Origin of the sequence: Streptomyces sp. NPDC085866 (assembly GCF_044541035.1) — a bacterium.
Taxonomy (GTDB): domain Bacteria; phylum Actinomycetota; class Actinomycetes; order Streptomycetales; family Streptomycetaceae; genus Streptomyces.
On sequence record NZ_JBITSQ010000013.1, the window covers coordinates 42051 to 58368 of the forward strand.

Annotated in this window: 17 protein-coding genes; 9 read left to right on the top strand and 8 right to left on the bottom strand. The window is 71.4% G+C overall.

All coding sequences use genetic code 11. The annotated features are described in order from the left end of the window. Positions 1-97: 97 nt before the first annotated feature. From ACIF83_RS30750 to ACIF83_RS30770, 5 genes are all read right to left on the bottom strand, one after another. Positions 98-961: a phosphatidylinositol-specific phospholipase C/glycerophosphodiester phosphodiesterase family protein gene (locus ACIF83_RS30750; RefSeq protein ID WP_399731771.1), complete on the bottom strand. Its 864-nt coding sequence runs from the start codon at positions 959-961 to the stop codon at positions 98-100. 173 nt (positions 962-1134) lie between these two features. Then, positions 1135-2217 carry an acyl-CoA dehydrogenase family protein gene (locus ACIF83_RS30755; RefSeq protein ID WP_399731774.1) on the bottom strand — a complete coding sequence of 361 codons (1083 nt, stop codon included), beginning with the start codon at positions 2215-2217 and terminating at the stop codon, positions 1135-1137. Continuing rightward, on the bottom strand, positions 2214-3395 hold the full coding sequence (locus ACIF83_RS30760; RefSeq protein WP_393484341.1) for an acyl-CoA dehydrogenase family protein: 1182 nt from the start codon (positions 3393-3395) through the stop codon (positions 2214-2216). The genes ACIF83_RS30755 and ACIF83_RS30760 overlap by 4 nt, the downstream gene beginning before the upstream one ends. Then, complete coding sequence (locus ACIF83_RS30765; protein WP_398139606.1) at positions 3392-4363, bottom strand: NADPH:quinone oxidoreductase family protein; 972 nt, start codon at positions 4361-4363, stop codon at positions 3392-3394. The genes ACIF83_RS30760 and ACIF83_RS30765 overlap by 4 nt, the downstream gene beginning before the upstream one ends. Before the next feature lie 86 nt (positions 4364-4449). Next, positions 4450-5040 (bottom strand): helix-turn-helix domain-containing protein, encoded by a 591-nt coding sequence (locus tag ACIF83_RS30770; RefSeq protein WP_393484344.1) that lies wholly within the window; start codon positions 5038-5040, stop codon positions 4450-4452. A 78-nt stretch (positions 5041-5118) separates the two neighbouring features. On the opposite strand from ACIF83_RS30770, the gene ACIF83_RS30775 reads away from it, so the two are divergent. The 5 genes from ACIF83_RS30775 to ACIF83_RS30795 all read left to right on the top strand — a co-directional run bounded on the left by ACIF83_RS30775 (position 5119) and on the right by ACIF83_RS30795 (position 9853). Further along, a complete protein-coding gene (locus ACIF83_RS30775; RefSeq protein ID WP_399731779.1) occupies positions 5119-6048 on the top strand; it encodes an NAD(P)/FAD-dependent oxidoreductase in 930 nt (309 codons plus the stop codon). A 30-nt stretch (positions 6049-6078) separates the two neighbouring features. After that, positions 6079-7617, top strand: coding sequence for an ATP-dependent DNA ligase (locus tag ACIF83_RS30780; protein ID WP_398139608.1), 1539 nt, complete (start codon positions 6079-6081; stop codon positions 7615-7617). Further along, positions 7614-8093 (top strand): NUDIX domain-containing protein, encoded by a 480-nt coding sequence (locus ACIF83_RS30785; protein ID WP_399731782.1) that lies wholly within the window; start codon positions 7614-7616, stop codon positions 8091-8093. The genes ACIF83_RS30780 and ACIF83_RS30785 overlap by 4 nt, the downstream gene beginning before the upstream one ends. Before the next feature lie 115 nt (positions 8094-8208). Beyond that, positions 8209-9594, top strand: a complete 1386-nt coding sequence (locus ACIF83_RS30790) for an NADP-dependent succinic semialdehyde dehydrogenase (protein ID WP_393484352.1) — start codon at positions 8209-8211, stop codon at positions 9592-9594. Positions 9595-9619: 25 nt separating this feature from the next. Then, on the top strand, positions 9620-9853 hold the full coding sequence (locus ACIF83_RS30795; protein WP_393484354.1) for a DUF6213 family protein: 234 nt from the start codon (positions 9620-9622) through the stop codon (positions 9851-9853). Here ACIF83_RS30795 and ACIF83_RS30800 read toward each other — a convergent pair whose 3' ends face one another. Continuing rightward, entirely contained in the window at positions 9854-10516 is a 663-nt protein-coding gene (locus ACIF83_RS30800) for a transcriptional regulator (protein WP_399731785.1), read from the bottom strand. A gap of 164 nt (positions 10517-10680) precedes the next feature. Here ACIF83_RS30800 and ACIF83_RS30805 point away from each other — a divergent pair, with 164 nt between their 5' ends. The 3 genes from ACIF83_RS30805 to ACIF83_RS30815 all read left to right on the top strand — a co-directional run bounded on the left by ACIF83_RS30805 (position 10681) and on the right by ACIF83_RS30815 (position 13569). Further along, complete coding sequence (locus ACIF83_RS30805; RefSeq protein WP_393484358.1) at positions 10681-11745, top strand: type III polyketide synthase; 1065 nt, start codon at positions 10681-10683, stop codon at positions 11743-11745. Continuing rightward, entirely contained in the window at positions 11742-12956 is a 1215-nt protein-coding gene (locus tag ACIF83_RS30810) for a cytochrome P450 (protein WP_399731789.1), read from the top strand. Before ACIF83_RS30805 ends, ACIF83_RS30810 begins: the two co-directional genes overlap by 4 nt. Before the next feature lie 115 nt (positions 12957-13071). Next, a complete protein-coding gene (locus tag ACIF83_RS30815; RefSeq protein ID WP_261386771.1) occupies positions 13072-13569 on the top strand; it encodes a cupin domain-containing protein in 498 nt (165 codons plus the stop codon). Positions 13570-13654: 85 nt separating this feature from the next. Here ACIF83_RS30815 and ACIF83_RS30820 read toward each other — a convergent pair whose 3' ends face one another. Next, positions 13655-14884, bottom strand: coding sequence for an acyl-CoA dehydrogenase family protein (locus tag ACIF83_RS30820; protein WP_393484362.1), 1230 nt, complete (start codon positions 14882-14884; stop codon positions 13655-13657). A 171-nt stretch (positions 14885-15055) separates the two neighbouring features. Here ACIF83_RS30820 and ACIF83_RS30825 point away from each other — a divergent pair, with 171 nt between their 5' ends. Further along, positions 15056-15700 (top strand): TetR family transcriptional regulator, encoded by a 645-nt coding sequence (locus tag ACIF83_RS30825; RefSeq protein WP_389185982.1) that lies wholly within the window; start codon positions 15056-15058, stop codon positions 15698-15700. A gap of 57 nt (positions 15701-15757) precedes the next feature. Here the strand turns inward: ACIF83_RS30825 and def are convergent, their stop codons facing one another. Next, positions 15758-16312, bottom strand: coding sequence for a peptide deformylase (gene def / locus ACIF83_RS30830; protein ID WP_399731794.1), 555 nt, complete (start codon positions 16310-16312; stop codon positions 15758-15760). Between the last annotated feature and the right edge of the window lie 6 nt (positions 16313-16318).

The window sequence follows — 16318 nt, forward strand, 5'->3', positions numbered from 1 at the left end:
ACCTCCTCCGCCACGCCCCATGAGCGGCGTTCGGCCGCAAGTGTGGCGTAGCGGGGGGTTCGTCCGGGCGGCTGACATGTCCTCCGATCGTGTGGTCTTACCCGGACGGGTGTGCGTCCAGGAAGGCCTCCAGGCCGGCGAGGTCGTCGGTGTTCAGCAAGTCGACGCCGCCGGCGAGCAGTTCCGTCCACAGGGCGTCCCGGGCCGCACCCGCCGTGTCCGGGGTCGCCCAGAACCTGATCTGCTGCCCGCGCGCATGGGCGGCACCGGTGATGCCGCGCAGCTTCTGCCGCTCGGCGTCCGAAAACGGGCCGTCGCCCAACCAGGTGAAGTTCAGCGTCCAGTTGTCGCTGATCAGCGGGATGAAGGAGGCGGGGACCGCGCTGCCGAGGTCGGTGAGCCGGCCGTCGTAGAAGGCGCGGCGCTCGGTCTGTGCCTCCATGGGGATACGGGCCGCGCGGTCGCCGGAGATGACGGCGGTGACCGGACCGGGCTGGACGCGGCCGTGCACGTAGCGGGTGAACAGCTGCGGATAGCGCCGAAGATGGCGGTCGAGTTCGGCGTACGTCGAGGAGCCCTCGGTCTTGATGTCGATGAGCAGCTGCAGCGGCTGCCGCCAACCCCGGTACACGGAGCCGTGGCCGGCCTTGGCGCGAGCGGCGAGCGGGTCGAGGTAGAGGGACTCGAGGGTGCGGGTCGGGTCCAGCTCGGAGCTGTCGTGACCGATGAGCAGCTGGTCGCCGACGAGGAAGATGTCGGCCTCGACACTGCCGAAGCGGTGGTCGAGGGCGTCGAACAGGGGCCGCGGGTGCTCGTAGTCGTTGTGGGCGTGCGCGTGCCACAGCGGGCGCGGGCCGCGGTGGCCGCCGCCCGCCCGGGCCTGGCCGGCGGGCAGGGCGACCGCGCCCGCGAGGGCTGCGCCGAGGGTGGTGAGGGCTCTGCGGCGGGTGGTGAGGGCCATGCGCTGCCTCCCTTGAGGGGCCGGACGGGACCGGAGAGAGTATGCGTGCGCTCTCCACCCGAATAGCCCTGTCCTGCCGGGAGTTGGCCGGACTGCTGCCCTCTGTTCACTTGGTGACGGGTGCGCGCACGAAGAAGCCCGCCCCAGGTGGGGCGGGCTTCACACGCCGTGCGTCAGGGCGCCCGCAGGTCGACCAGTTCGGCCAGGGCCTCCCGGTGGGCACCCGCGGTGCCGTAGGCGATCGAGTCGGCCTTGGCTCGCTTCAGGTACAGGTGGATCGGGTGCTCCCAGGTCATGCCGATGCCGGCGTGGAGCTGCAGCGCCTCCTCGGCGGCGTGGACGGCGACGGGCGCCGCGTACGCCTGGGCGACGGCGACCGTGAGGTCGGTGTCCTCGCCGGAGGCGAGCGCGTCGGCGGCGGCGCGGGCGGCGGCCCGGAGGTTGACGACCTCCAGCCACAGCTGGGCGAGCCGGTGCTTGATCGCCTGGAAGCCGCCGAGCGGCCGGTTGAACTGCTTGCGCTCCTTCAGGTACTGGACCGTCTCGGTCAACGCCCAGTCGGCGACGCCGAGTTGCTCGGAGGCGAGCAGTCCGGCGGCGCTGCGCAGGGCCCGTCGTACGGCGGGTTCCGCGTCGCCGATCCGGCGGGCGGGCGCGCCGTCGAGGGTGACGGTGGCGAGCGGGCGGGTCAGGTCCAGGGAGGGCTGCGGGGTGACGGTCACCGCGTCGGCGGCGACCGCGTACAGCCCGCCGTCGTCGGCCGGGACGAGCAGGACGTCCGCGGCGGCCGCGTCCGCGATGCCCGTCAGCTCCCCGTGCAGAGTGCCGTTCTCCAGCCGTACGGCCTTGAAGGCGGCGCCCGGGGCCGAGTGCAGCCCGACCGCGAGGGCGCCGATGGTGCGCCCGGAGGCCAGGCGGCCCAGCAGCTCCTCGTCCCCGCAGGCCAGCAGGGCCTCGGTGGCCACGACCGCGCTGGTGAGGTACGGGACGGGCGCCACCGCCCGGCCCAGCTCCTCCAGGACGACGGCGACTTCACGGTGGGTGGCGCCCTGACCGCCCTGCGCCTCGGGCACGAGCAGCCCGGCGAGCCCCATGCCGTCGGCGAGGGACTTCCACAGGGCGAGGTCGTGCGGGGTGTCCGACTCGGTGCGGGCGATCACTCCGGCCGCGTCGCAGTGGTCCGTGAGCAGGTCGCGGACCGCGGCCCGCAGCGCCTCTTCCTCCTCGGAGTAGAGCAGATCGGGCTGTGCGCTCATCGGGCCAGGTCCTTCCATGCGACGTCCTTGTCGGTGCGCGGCTCGGCGGGCAGGCCCAGGACGCGCTCGGCGACGATGTTCAGCAGGACCTCGCTGGTCCCGCCCTCGATGCTGTTGCCCTTGGAGCGCAGGTAGCGGTAGCCGGCGTCGCGGCCGACGAAGTCCACCAGTTCGGGGCGCCTCATCGTCCAGTCGTCGTAGAGGAGCCCCTCCTCACCCCGGAGTTCGACCTCCAGGCCGCTGATCTCCTGGTTGAGGCGGGCGAAGGCGAGCTTCATGCCGGCGCCCTCGGGGCCGGGCTGGCCCGCGACGAGCTGCTGGCGCAGCCGCTCGGCGGTGAACCGGGCGACCTCTGAGTCGACCCAGAGCTTCAGCAGCCTCTGGTGGAGGTCGTGGGTGCGCAGTTCGGGGCGTTCCCGCCAGGTCCGGGAGACCGGGCCGATCATGCCGCCCTCACGGGGCAGTCGCATGCCGCCGATGGCGACGCGTTCGTTGTTGAGCGTGGTCTGGGCGACCCGCCAGCCGTCGCCGACCTCGCCGAGGCGGCGGGAGTCGGGGATACGGACGTCGGTGAGGAAGACCTCGTTGAACTCCGCCTCACCCGTGATCTGCCGCAGCGGACGGACGTCGACGCCGGGGTCGGTCATGTCGCAGATGAAGTACGTGATGCCGGCGTGCTTGGGCACGTTCGGGTCGGTGCGGGCGATGAGGATGGCCCAGCGGGAGTTGTGCGCGCCGGACGTCCACACCTTCTGCCCGTTGACCACCCACTCGTCGCCCTCCCGCACGGCCCGGGTGCCGAGCGCGGCGAGGTCGGAGCCGGCGCCGGGCTCGCTGAACAGCTGGCACCACACCTCCTCGCCGATCCACAGCGGTCGCAGATAGCGCTGCTTCTGCTCCTCGGTGCCGTACTTGAGGATCGTCGGGGCGGCCATGCCGAGCCCGATGCCGTTGCGGCGCGAGTCGTTGTCGGGAGCGCCGGCCGCCTCCAGCTCGGCGTCCACGACGACCTGCAGGGAGCGAGGGACACCGAGTCCGCCGAGGCCCGCGGGGTAGTGCACCCAGGCCAGCCCCGCGTCGAAGCGGGCCTTGAGGAAGTCGAGGCGGTCGGTGGCGGCGGGCGGATGCGCGGCCAGCAACTCCCGTGTGCGGCGGCGCAGTTCTTCGGCGTCGGTCATGCGGCGGCTCCCTTGTCCAGGACCACGGCCACCCGGCCGGTGGTCACCCCGTCGGCGACCCGCTGCACGGCCGCGGCGGCGTCGGCGAGCGGTACCCGCTCGCTCACCAGCGGCTTGATCGCGCCCCGTGCGGCCAGCTCGGTGAGCTGCTCGTGGCAGTGCAGGACCAGCTTCGGGTTCTTGGTGTTGTACAGGCCCCAGTGGAGGCCGAGGATCGAGTAGTTCTTCACCAGGGCGTGGTTGAGCGCGGGGCTCGGGATGGTGCCGCTGGCGAAGCCGACCACGACGATCCGGCCCTCGAAGGCGACGACCTTGGCCGACTGGGCGTAGGCCGCTCCGCCGACGGGGTCGTAGATCACGTCGGCGCCCCGGCCACCGGTGGCCTCCTTCACGGCGGCGACCACGTCCTCGGTGCGGCGGTCGACGACCACGTCACAGCCCAGCTCACGGGCGACGGCGGCCTTGTCGGCGCCGCCGACCACGCCGATCACGGTGGCCCCGGCCGCCTTGCCGAGCTGCACGGCCGCGCTGCCGACCCCGCCGGCGGCGGCGTGCACTAGGAGGGTCTCCCCCGCTTCCAGGTGGGCGCGGCGGTGCAGGCCGAACCAGCCCGTCTGGTATCCGATGTGCAGCGCGGCGGCCTCGGCGTCGTCCAGGGACTCGGGCGCGGGCAGCAGGGCACGGGCGTCGGCGAGCGCGTACTCGGCGAAGCCGCCGTACGGCAGCGCGGGGTTGGCGATCACCCGGCGGCCGTCCTCGGTCTCGGCGCAGATCTCCACACCGGGCGTGAAGGGCATCGGCGGCCGTACCTGGTACTGCCCCCGGCACATCAGGGCGTCCGGGAAGTTGATGTTGGCGGCGCGCACGCGCAGCAGCACCTGCCCGTCGCCGGGCGTGGGCCGCTCCACCTCCGCCAGGCGCATCACCTCGCTCGGCTCGCCGTTCTCGTGCACTTGCCATGCCTGCATGCGGGGCCTCCACGGGACTGCTTCGTCTGACCGGGTCCGACCGCATACTAAGCGGTCGCTTGCCGTTCGGGAAACAGTCGGGTCCGTCACTTACGAGTCGGCCGCGCCCGTACGTGCATCCGCTCCCCCTGCGGCCCGAACAGGCTGAGGAATTCCACCGGCCCTTCCCCCGTCGACCCGAACCAGTGCGGCACCCGCGTGTCGAACTCCGCCGCCTCCCCCGCCGACAGCACCACGTCGTGTTCGCCGAGCACCAGCCGGAGCCTGCCCGAGAGCACGTACAGCCACTCGTAGCCCTCGTGGGTGCGCGGCTCCGGCTCCTGCCTGCGCCGGGGTTCGCGGACCTTGAAGGCCTGGAGGCCGCCGGGCTGGCGGGTCAGCGGCCAGAAGGTGCGGCCGTGGCGTTCGAGGGGCTTCGCCCGCACCCGGGGGTCGCCGACCGGCGGGGCGCCGACCAGCTCGTCCAGCGGTACCTGGTGGGCCTGGGCGATGGGCAGCAGCAGCTCCAGGCTGGGTTTGCGCAGGCCGGACTCCAGCCGGGACAGGGTGCTGACGGAGATGCCGGTCGCCTCGGACAGCGCCGCCAGGGTCACCTCCCGCTCCTTGCGGATCCGCCGCAGCCTCGGTCCCACGCCCGCCAGCACGCCGTCGGTGCTCTCGGTGTTCTCGGTGCTCATGCCCGTATTGCAGATTCGGCAAAGAAGTTTGTCAACGCGGCAGCATGTGGACGACCGTCGGGCGCGGAGGTGGTCACCATGACCGAGACATATGAAGTGGTGGTGGTCGGGGGCGGCGCGGCCGGCCTGTCCGCCGCGCTGGTGCTGGGCCGGGCCCGGCGGCGCACCCTGGTGGTCGACGCGGGCGAGCCGCGCAACGCGCCGTCCGCGCACCTGCAGGGCTATCTGTCCCGGGACGGCATGTCGCCCGCCGAGTTCCTGGCCGTAGGGCGCGAGGAGATCGCGCGGTACGGCGTGGAACTGGTCCGGGACCGGGTCGTGGACGCGACCAGGGACGAGGACTTCACCGTGGTGCTCGCGAGCGGCCGGACCGTACTGGCGCGGCAGCTGGTCGTCGCCACCGGCCTGAAGGACGAGCTGCCGCCGGTCCCGGGGATCGCCGAGCGGTTCGGCCGGGACGTGATCCACTGCCCCTACTGCCACGGCTGGGAGGCCCGCGACCGGGCGACCGGCGTGCTCGCGAGCAGCCCGATGAGCGTGCACCAGGCGCTGATGGTGACGCAGTGGTCGAAGGACGTGCGGTTCTTCCTGCACGAGGTGCGGGAGACGGAGCTGACGGACGAGGACCGGCGCAGGCTGGCCGCCGCCGGGGTCACCGTCGTAGCCGGTGCGGTCGCGGAGGTGCTCGCCGGGGAGGACCGGCTCACCGGCGTCCGGCTCACGGACGGCACGGTCCACGACCGCGAGGTGCTGTACGTGGCGCCACGTGCCGTTCCGCAGAACGACCTGCTCGTACGGCTGGGCGCGGAGCTGCGCGAGACGCCGTTCGGCAGCTTCCCGGTGATCGACGAGCGCGGCCTGACGACCGTGCCGGGCCTGTGGGCGGCGGGCAACGTCGGCGGCTTCGCCGAGCAGGTGGTGAACGCGGCGAGCCGTGGCTACCGGGCCGGGGCGGCGATCAACGGCGAGCTGCTCTTCGCCGACCTCGACGCGGCCGTACGGGTGTAGACCCGGCACCCGCGGTGCAACCATGACTGCATGCTGCTGTCCCGGATAGCCGAGGTGTCCCGGGAGGTCGCCGCGACGGCCGCCCGGTCCCGTAAGACCGCGCTGCTCGCGGAGCTGTTCCGGGATGCGGAGGCGGACGACGTGCCGATCGTCATCCCCTACCTGGCCGGACGGCTCCCCCAGGGGCGGCTCGGTGTCGGCTGGAAGGTGTTGAGCCGCCCGGTCCCGCCGGCCGCCGAGCCCTCGCTGACCGTGCGGGAGGCCGACGCCCGGCTCAGCGAGCTGGGCAAGGTGTCCGGGGCCGGATCCCAGACGGAGCGGGCCCGGATCGTCGGCGAGCTGATGGGCGCGGCCACCGAGGCGGAGCAGCACTTCCTGCGCGGCCTGCTCACCGGCGAGGTCCGGCAGGGCGCGCTGGACGCGGTCGCCGTGGAGGGTCTGGCCCGGGCGACCGGCGCGGATCCGGCGGACGTCCGGCGGGCGGTGATGCTCGCCGGATCCCTGCAGACGGTGGCGCAGGCCCTGCTCGCACAGGGGCCCGGGGCGCTGGACCGGTTCCGGCTCACGGTCGGCCGCCCGGTGCTGCCGATGCTGGCGCAGAGCGCCTCCTCGGTGGCCGAGGCGGTCCAGAAGCTGGGCTCGTGCGCGGTGGAGGAGAAGCTGGACGGCATCCGGGTCCAGGTCCACCGGGAGGGCAGCGCGGTACGGATCCACACCCGGACGCTCGACGACATCACCGACCGGCTGCCCGAAGTGACCCGAGCGGCCCTGGGGTTGGCGAGCGACCGGTTCATCCTCGACGGCGAGGTGATCTCCTTCGGCGCGGACGGCCGGCCCCGCTCCTTCCAGGAGACCGCCGGCCGGGTGGGCTCCCGGACCGACGTGGCGAAGGCCGCCGCTCAGGTGCCCGTCTGCCCCGTCTTCTTCGACGTGCTGCTGGTCGGCGGGCAGGACGTGCTCGACCTCCCGTTCTCGGAACGGCACGCACTTCTGGCCGAGCTGGTGCCCGCGCCGCTGCGGGTCCGCCGGACCGTGGCGTCGGGACCGCAGCACGTTCCCGAGGCGGAACGCTTCCTCGCCGACTCCCTCGCCCGCGGCCACGAGGGTGTCGTGGTCAAGGCGCTGGACGCCCCCTACAGCGCGGGCCGGCGCGGTGCGTCCTGGCTGAAGGTCAAGCCCGTGCACACGCTCGACCTGGTCGTCCTGGCCGCCGAGTGGGGCCACGGCCGCCGCACCGGCAAGCTCTCCAACCTCCACCTCGGCGCCCGCAACCCGGACGGCACCTTCGCGATGCTCGGCAAGACCTTCAAGGGCATGACCGACGCGATGCTCGCCTGGCAGACCGAGCGGCTGCGGGAGCTGGCCGTCGGGGACGACGGCTGGGTGGTCACCGTACGCCCGGAACTCGTCGTGGAGATCGCCTACGACGGCCTGCAGCGCTCCTCCCGCTACCCGGCCGGCGTCACCCTGCGCTTCGCCCGCGTGGTCCGCTACCGCGAGGACAAGAGGGCCGAGCAGGCCGATACGGTGGAGGCCCTGCTGGCGGCTCACCCGGAGGTCAAGCCGTGACGGTGCGGACGACGAAGCGCAGCGCGGGCCTGCTGCTGTTCCGGCACACCGACGACGGGCTGGAGGTGTTGCTCGGCCATATGGGCGGTCCCTTCTTCGCGAAGAACGACGCGGGAGCGTGGACCGTGCCCAAGGGCGAGTACGAACCCGACGAGCCCGCCTGGGAGGCGGCCCGGCGCGAGTTCCGGGAGGAGCTGGGGCTGGCGCCGCCCGACGGGCAGGCCGTACCGCTGGGCGAGGTCGCGCAGGCCAACGGCAAGATCGTGACCGTGTGGGCGATCGAGGCCGACCTGGACCCGGGGGCGATCGACCCCGGCACCTTCACCATGGAGTGGCCGCCGAGGTCCGGGCGGACGCAGGAGTTCCCGGAGCTGGACCGGGTGGCGTGGTTCGGTCTGGACCGGGCCCGGGCGCTGATCATCACGGCTCAGGCCGCGTTTCTCGACCGCCTGGCGGAGCACTCGGACCGACCGTGAGCCGTAGGGGCTGGAGCGCCCCGGAGGGCGGACAATCAATACAGCTCCCTACGCGTTGCGGTCGGCACCGCCGCGCGCGAAGGTCGAAGCAAGCCCGCTCCCAGGGAGGTCAGCCATGCCCATCGCGACGGTGAACCCGGCGAACGGCGAGACGCTCAAGACGTACGAGCCCATGGGTGAGGAGGAGCTGGAACGCCGGCTCCAGCTCGCCGAGGCGACGTTCCGCACGTACCGGACGACCACGTTCGCCGAACGCGCCCGACTGCTGAACAAGGCCGCCGACCTGCTGGACGAGGACCAGCAGGAGATCGGCCGGGTCATGACCACCGAGATGGGCAAGCCGGTCAAGCAGGCCCGCGCGGAGGCCGCGAAGTGCGCCAAGGCGATGCGCTGGTACGCCGAACGCGCCGAGGGACTGCTCACCGACGAGGAACCGGCCGAGGCGGACGTGCGGGACTCCGGCGCCTCGCGGGTCCGGGTCCGCTACCGGCCGCTCGGGCCCGTCCTCGCGGTGATGCCGTGGAACTTCCCCCTGTGGCAGGTGATCCGCTTCGCCGCGCCCGCGCTGATGGCGGGCAACGTGGGCCTGCTCAAGCACGCCTCGAACGTCCCTCAGACGGCCTTGTACCTGGAGGACCTGTTCCACCGGGCGGGCTTCAAGGAGGGCTGCTTCCAGACGCTGCTGGTCGGCGCGGGAGCGGTCGACGGCATCCTGCGCGACGAGCGGGTGAAGGCCGCGACGCTCACCGGCAGCGAGCCGGCCGGGCGGGCCGTCGCGGCCACCTCCGGCGAGATGATCAAGAAGACGGTGCTGGAGCTGGGCGGCAGCGACCCGTTCGTCGTCATGCCCTCCGCCGACCTCGACCGGGCGGCCCAGGTCGCCGTGACCGCGCGGGTGCAGAACAACGGTCAGTCCTGCATCGCGGCCAAGCGGTTCATCGTGCACACCGACGCGTACGACGCCTTCGCCGAGAAGTTCGTCGCGGGCATGAAGGCACTCAAGATCGGTGACCCGCTGGAGGAGGACACCGAGGTCGGGCCGCTCTCCAGCGAGCAGGGGCGGGCCGACCTGGAGGAGCTGGTCGACGACGCGAAGCGCAGCGGCGCCCAGGTGCTGTGCGGCGGGGAACGCCCCAACTGGCCGGGCTGGTACTACCCGCCGACCGTCCTGGCGGGCATCACCCGGGAGATGCGCATCCACCGTGAGGAGGCGTTCGGGCCGGTCGCCACGCTGTACCGGGCCGGCGACCTGGACGAGGCGATCCTGATCGCGAACGACTCCTTCTTCGGGCTGAGTTCGAACGTGTGGACGCGTGACGAGAACGAGGTGGAGCGGTTCGCGCGGGATCTGGAGGCGGGTGGCGTGTACGTCAACGGGATGACCGCCTCCCATCCGGCGTTCCCGTTCGGCGGTGTGAAGCGGTCCGGGTACGGGCGTGAGCTGTCCGGGCACGGAATCCGGGAGTTCTGCAACATCACCACGGTTTGGCAGGGTGCGTGAGGACTGCGCGGCTACCATCCCGTTTGTGAACCGCGAAGTGACTCTGCCTCTGATCGTCGACGACCGCGGTGCCCTGCAGGTGGCTGCGGCCGACGTGAGTAAGTTGTTGCGGACCGTGGGCGGGCGGTGGCTGCATCTTGTCGAGGCCGGGGATCAGGGGCTCGACGAGGATACGGTCGCCGCCTTGACCATTGAGCTGGCGAAGCTTGCGGATCGTATCGACGTGGCTTGTATCGCGCACAGCAGCGGGGCGCCGTAGCTAGGGCGTTTGCCTCAGCGAGTTCCAGAACATCGCCTCGTAGGACTGGAGCAGGCTTCCGTAGGTGTGGGCCAGGCCGGTGTTCAGGTGGCCGGAGTCCAGTGCCGCCTCCACCGCCGCCGTCGCCTGTGCGTCCAGGCCGGGGGACGGTTCCGCGAAGAGGTCGAAGAAGGCGCAGGCCTCGTCGGAGAAGCCGTAGTGGTGGCGCAGGCCTTCGGCGATGCGGGCGCAATAGCCGCCCCACGCCGAGAAGTTGGCGGTGAGCGCCAGGATCGCGTCGGCCGGTGAGGCATTGAGGGCGAGCCAGGAGACGTAGGCGGGGTAGGCCTGGCAGCCGGGGCGGGGAGCGTACGTGTGCCTTTGCTCCTCGGTCACGCCGGATGCCGCCGCGAACGCGGTCAGATGCTCCCCCGCCAACGCCTCGCCCTCGGCGAGCGAGGTGAAGAAGGCGGCCGCGGTGCGGGTGTCGGCCGCGCGCTCGGCCAGGTGTACGAAGGCGCGGTGGTCCGCGGCGATCACCCACCGCTGTTCCAGGGCCAGAGCTGCGAGGGTCTCGCGGCTCGCCTCACCCACGGCGATCAGCGGGACGAGGGGGTTGGTCCGCGGGTCCGGGGCGAGTTGGGCGGTCGTGGTGGCCAGTAGTTCTGGGGCTTTGGGCGCCATCGGGTCCTCCGAGGGGTCGTACGGGCTTCAGGTCCGATCCCTACCCCTTGTCCCCGATTCGGAGTAGTCCGACGAGAGATCGTCGCCCCCTCGGGTGAACCTGGGTGGACCACCTTCTGACCGGCGGGCGCGGGTCCGCCGGACGGCGAAAGCAGGGACGGCTCATGGCGACTTTGTGCAGACCCTCGGTGTCCGTACCCGAACACGTGATCACGATGGAGGAGACGCTGGAGCTGGCACGTACGCACCACGCGGACCACCCCCAGCTCCCGCTGGCCCTCCGGCTGATCGAGAACACGGGCGTCCGCACCCGGCACATCGTGCAGCCCATCGAGGAGACCCTGAAACACCCCGGGTTCGAGGAACGCAACAAGCTCTACGAGGCCGAGGCGAAGGCCCGTGTCCCCGCGGTGATCCAGCGCGCGCTCGACGAAGCGGAGGTCCTGACCTCCGACATCGATGTCATCATCTACGTGTCGTGCACGGGCTTCATGATGCCCTCGCTGACCGCGTGGCTGATCAACGAGATGGACTTCCCGTCCAACACCCGCCAGCTCCCCATAGCCCAGTTGGGCTGTGCAGCCGGTGGCGCGGCCATCAACCGGGCCCACGACTTCTGCTCGGCCTACCCGGAGGGCAACGCGCTCATCGTGGCCTGCGAGTTCTGCTCGCTGTGCTACCAGCCCACCGACCTCGGCGTCGGCTCGCTGCTGTCCAACGGCCTGTTCGGCGACGGCATCGCCGCGGCCGTGGTGCGCGGTCGGGGCGGCACGGGCGTCCATCTGGAGCGCAACGGCTCGTACCTGATCCCCAAGACCGAGGACTGGATCGCGTACGACGTCCGCGCCACCGGCTTCCACTTCCTGCTGGACAAGCGGGTGCCGACCACCATGGAGCCGCTCGCCCCGGCGCTCCAGGACCTCGCGGGCACGCACGGCTGGGACGCCGCCGACCTGGACTTCTACATCATCCACGCGGGCGGTCCCCGAATACTCGACGACCTCAGCAAGTTCCTGCAGGTCGAGCCGCACGCGTTCCGGTTCAGCCGAGCCACGCTCACCGAGTACGGCAACATCGCCAGCGCCGTCGTCCTGGACGCGCTGCGCCGGCTGTTCGACGAGGGAGGTGCCGAGCACCGGGCGCGTGGGCTGCTCGCCGGGTTCGGTCCCGGCATCACCGCTGAGATGACCGTGGGCCGCTGGGTCCAGGACAGCGGGATGACACGATGAGCGAAGAGACCCTCACCGAGACCCTGCCCCCGATCCGGCACTGGCCGGCGGTCGATCTGACCGGGACGGACTTCGACCCGGTGCTGACCGACCTGATGCGCGAGGGCCCGGTCACTCGCATCCAGCTGGCCAACGGCGAGGGCTGGGCGTGGCTGGTCACCCGGTACGACGACGTGCGCATGGTGACCAACGACCCCCGCTTCAGCCGCGCGGCGGTCATGGGCAGGCAGGTGACCCGGCTCGCCCCGCACTACATCCCGGACCAGGGCGCGGTCGGCGTCCTGGACCCGCCGGAGCACACGCTGCTGCGCCGCTCGGTCGCCGCCGCGTTCACCGCGAAGGGTGTGGAGCGGATCCGCGAGCAGGCGCGCGGCATGCTGGACGAGTTGGTCGACGAACTCCTCCAGGACGGCCCGCCCGCCGACCTGACGGCGACGATCCTCGTCCCCTTCCCGATCGCGGTGATCTGCGAGCTGATGGGCGTCCCGGCGGGCGACCGGCGCGACATGCACATCTGGACCCAGATGATCCTGTCCTCCTCGCACGGGAAGGAGGCCAGCGAGAAGGCCAAGCGCGAGATGAGCGCCTACTTCTCCGACCTCATCGGGCTGCGCGAGGGCAGCACGGCCGAGGACGTCACCTCGCTGCTCGGTGCCGCCGTGGGCCGGGGCGAGATCACCCTGGAGGAGGCCGTCGGCCTCACCGTCCTCCTCCAGATCGGAGGCGAGGCGGTCACCAACAACAGCGGGCAGATGTTCTACCTGCTGCTGACCCGCCCCGAGCTGTTCGAACGGCTGCGCTCCGATCCGGGGATCCGCCCGAGGGCGATCGACGAACTGCTGCGCTTCATCCCTCACCGCAACGCCGTCGGCCTCTCCCGGATCGCCCTGGAGGACGTGGCGATCAGGGGCGTACGCATCCGCGCGGGCGACGCGGTCTACGTCTCCTACCTGGCCGCCAACCGCGACCCGGACGTCTTCACCGATCCGGAGGCCATCGACTTCTCCCGCAGCCCCAACCCGCACCTGGCGTTCGGCTTCGGCCCGCACTACTGCCCCGGCGGCATGCTGGCGCGGCTGGAGTCGGAGCTCCTGGTGGACGCGCTGCTGGACCGGGTGCCGGGCCTGAGGCTCGCCGTACCGCCCGGACAGGTGCCTTTCAGGAAGGGCGCGTTGATCCGCGGGCCCGAGGCCCTGCCCGTGACGTGGTGAGCGGCCGATGACGACGACCGAAGGGCTGGCGGTACCCGATGGTCCCGCGGCCCGAGGAGTGCAGGCCCAGGCGGACGTGCCGGTCCAGGAGGCGACGCAGGTCGAGGGCCTGCTCGTGCCTCCGGGCCACGGCCGCGTCGTCGCGACGTCCGCCCAGCGCGTGACGTTCAAGGTCACCGGCACTCATTCGCGGACGGCCTCCACCTTCGAGGTGGAGGTCCCGCCGGGCTTCGACGTCGGTGCCCATGTGCACACGCGCAGCGAGGAGTTGTTCTACGTCCTCGACGGCGAACTGGACGTGCTCGCCTTCGAGCCGCGTGTCCGCACCCCCGACAACTGGCAGAAGTGGGAGTCGAGTTCGGGCAGCCGCGTGGTACGCGCAACCCCGGGCACGGTGATCGTCGTACCCCCCGGCTGCCCACACGCCTTCGCCAACCCGACGGACACGCCGGCGAAGATGTTCTTCCAGGCGTCCCCGCCCCCCGATCACGAGCGCTACTTCGAGGAGCTGCTGGAGATCCTGGGGAACGGAGGGCCGCCGGACCACGAGGCGATCGAGGAACTCCGGAGGCGGTACGACATCGAGCAACTCACGCCCCTGAGACACAGGTGAGCGTCCCCACCCGAAGGGGCGCGGGGAACTGCGCGACCCGTCACGGACGGACCTGCGGACCGGGTCGCGCAGAACCCCCGCGACGCTACCGGATCGGCATCCCCGACAAGGTCCGCGCGATCACCAGCCGCTGAATCTCGCTCGTGCCCTCGAAGATCGTGTAGATCGCGCTGTCCCGGTGCATCCGCTCCACCGGGTACTCCCTGGTGTACCCGTTGCCGCCCAGAATCTGGATCGCCTGCGCGGTCACCTTCTTCGCGGTCTCACTGGCGAACAGTTTCGACATCGACCCCTCGGCCGCGGTGAACGGCTTGCCGTTGACCGCCATCCAGGAGGCACGCCACACGAGCAGCCGCGCGGCGTCGATCTGCGTGCGCATGTCCGCGAGCTGGAAGGCGACACCCTGGTTGTCGATGATCGGCCGCCCGAACTGCTCACGGGTCGTCGCGTAGTCGAGAGCCACCTCGTACGCGGCCCGCGCGGTGCCCACCGCCATCGCCCCGACGGCCGGGCGGGACGCCTCGAACGTGGCCATCGCCGCGTTCTTCAACCGCTCACCGCCGGAGGCCTTCGCCCGCTCCCGGGCCCGGGCGAGCCGCTCGTCCAGCTTCTCCTTGCCGCCGAGCAGGCAGGAGCCGGGAACACGGACGTTCTCCAGGACGACCTCGGCGGTGTGCGAGGCGCGGATGCCGTGCTTCTTGAACTTCTGCCCCTGGGACAGCCCCGGCGTACCCGGCGGGACGATGAAGGAGGCGTGGCCCTTGGAGCCCAGCTCCGGGTCGACGACCGCGACGACGACGTGGACGTTGGCGATGCCGCCGTTGGTCGCCCAGGTCTTCGTGCCGTTGATCACCCACTCGTCCTTGGCCTCGTCGTACACGGCACGCGTGCGCATGGAGGCGACGTCGGAGCCGGCGTCGGGCTCGGAGGAGCAGAAGGCGGCGACCTTGACGTCGTTCGCGTCGCCGTACATCTGGGGGATCCAGGTACCGATCTGCTCCTCGGTTCCGTTGGCGAGAACGCCCACGGCGGCAAGGCCGGTGCCCACAATGGAGAGGGCGATGCCCGCGTCGCCCCAGAACAGCTCCTCCATGGCCATCGGAATACCGAGGCCGGTGGGGTCGAAGTACTGCTGCGCGTAGAAGTCGAGGGAGTAGATGCCGACCTTCGCGGCCTCCTGGATGACCGGCCAGGGAGTCTCCTCACGCTCGTCCCATTCGGCGGCCGCGGGGCGGATGACGTCGGCGGCGAAACCGTGCAGCCAGTCCCGGACCTCCTTCTGTTCGTCGTTGAGCTCCATGGTGAACTCGGCCATGTCCCCTCCAGCGGCGGCGCATACGGTGTTACTAGCGGTAACCCGAGTGTGTTACCGGCGGGTAGGAAAAGTCAACTCCCGATGACGCGTCGGCATCCCGTTCGATGTCAGGGGCGTGGACAGTGCTAGTTTGCGCAGGCGTCACCGAATCAGCACGGGTGGGGAGAGCACATGGACACCACGCAGCGGACCGATCAGCAACGGTCCGCCGACCGCCGACGGCGCGAGCTGCTGGAGGCGGCGGACCGAGTCGTTCTGCGTGACGGTCCGCAGGCCTCGATGAACGCCATCGCCGCGGAGGCCGGAATCACCAAGCCGATCCTCTACCGCCACTTCGGCGACAAGGGCGGACTCTACGCGGCCTTGGCCAAGCGGCACACGGACGCCCTGCTCGACTCGCTGCGGGCGGCACTCGACGCCCCGGCCGAGCGGCGGGAACGCGTCGAGTCCACGCTGGACACCTACCTCGCGGCGATCGAGGCACGACCTCAGGTGTATCGGTTCCTCATGCATCCGGCGGAGGGAAGCCAGGGGGGCGAACCGGGCTTCGACGTCGGCAAGCATTCGGCTCCACTGCTTCGACGGATGGGTGAGGAGCTGGCTCAGGTCATCGAGGAGCGGCTGGATCTCGGACCCGGGAGTCAGCAGCTCGCCCGGGTCTGGGGGCATGGGATCGTCGGGATGATGCATGCGGCCGGGGACTGGTGGCTCGGGGAGCGGCCGTGCTCCCGGGCCGAGTTGGTGAGGTCTCTCGCCGATCTGCTGTGGGGGCGCCTCGCGGCGGCCGGTGACAAGATGGGCGGCCCGGGGTTCTGACCACCGCCTCGCGCCTGCGGGTGCGTCGGGGCCTGTCGCGCAGTTCCCCGCGCCCCTTCAGGCGGGAGCACCGTCCCGGTGCCACGAAGATCGCGAGATTTGTCTCATCAGTCTGCGGCGGCGCCAACCCTTGAGGTGGTCGGCGTACACCGTGCCCTCCAAGTGGTCCGACTCGTGCTGCAGGCACCTGGCGAAGAAACCCGTGCCGTGCACGGTGATCGGCTCACCCGTCATCGTGAAGCCCTCGACGACCGCGTGGTCGTAGCGTTCCGTGCCCGCTTCCAGGCCCGGCAGGGACAGACAGCCCTCCGGGCCGCGGATCACCACGCCGTCCGCCTCCACCAGGCGCGGGTTCACGACATATCCGAGATGTCGGACGTCATCGTCGTCGGGGCAGTCGTAGACGAACACCCGCAGCGGCACGCCGATCTGGTTCGCGGCCAGGCCCACCCCCTGGGCCGCGTACATGGTCGCGAACAAGTCCTCCACGAGCTCGGCCAGTTCGGGGCCGAAGTCCGTGACGTCCCGGCAGGGCGCGTGCAGAACGGGGTCGTGGAGCAGGGAAAGAGGCCGGACGCGCCCGTGGGCGCCCGGGATCGAGCCGTGTCGCATGGCGGC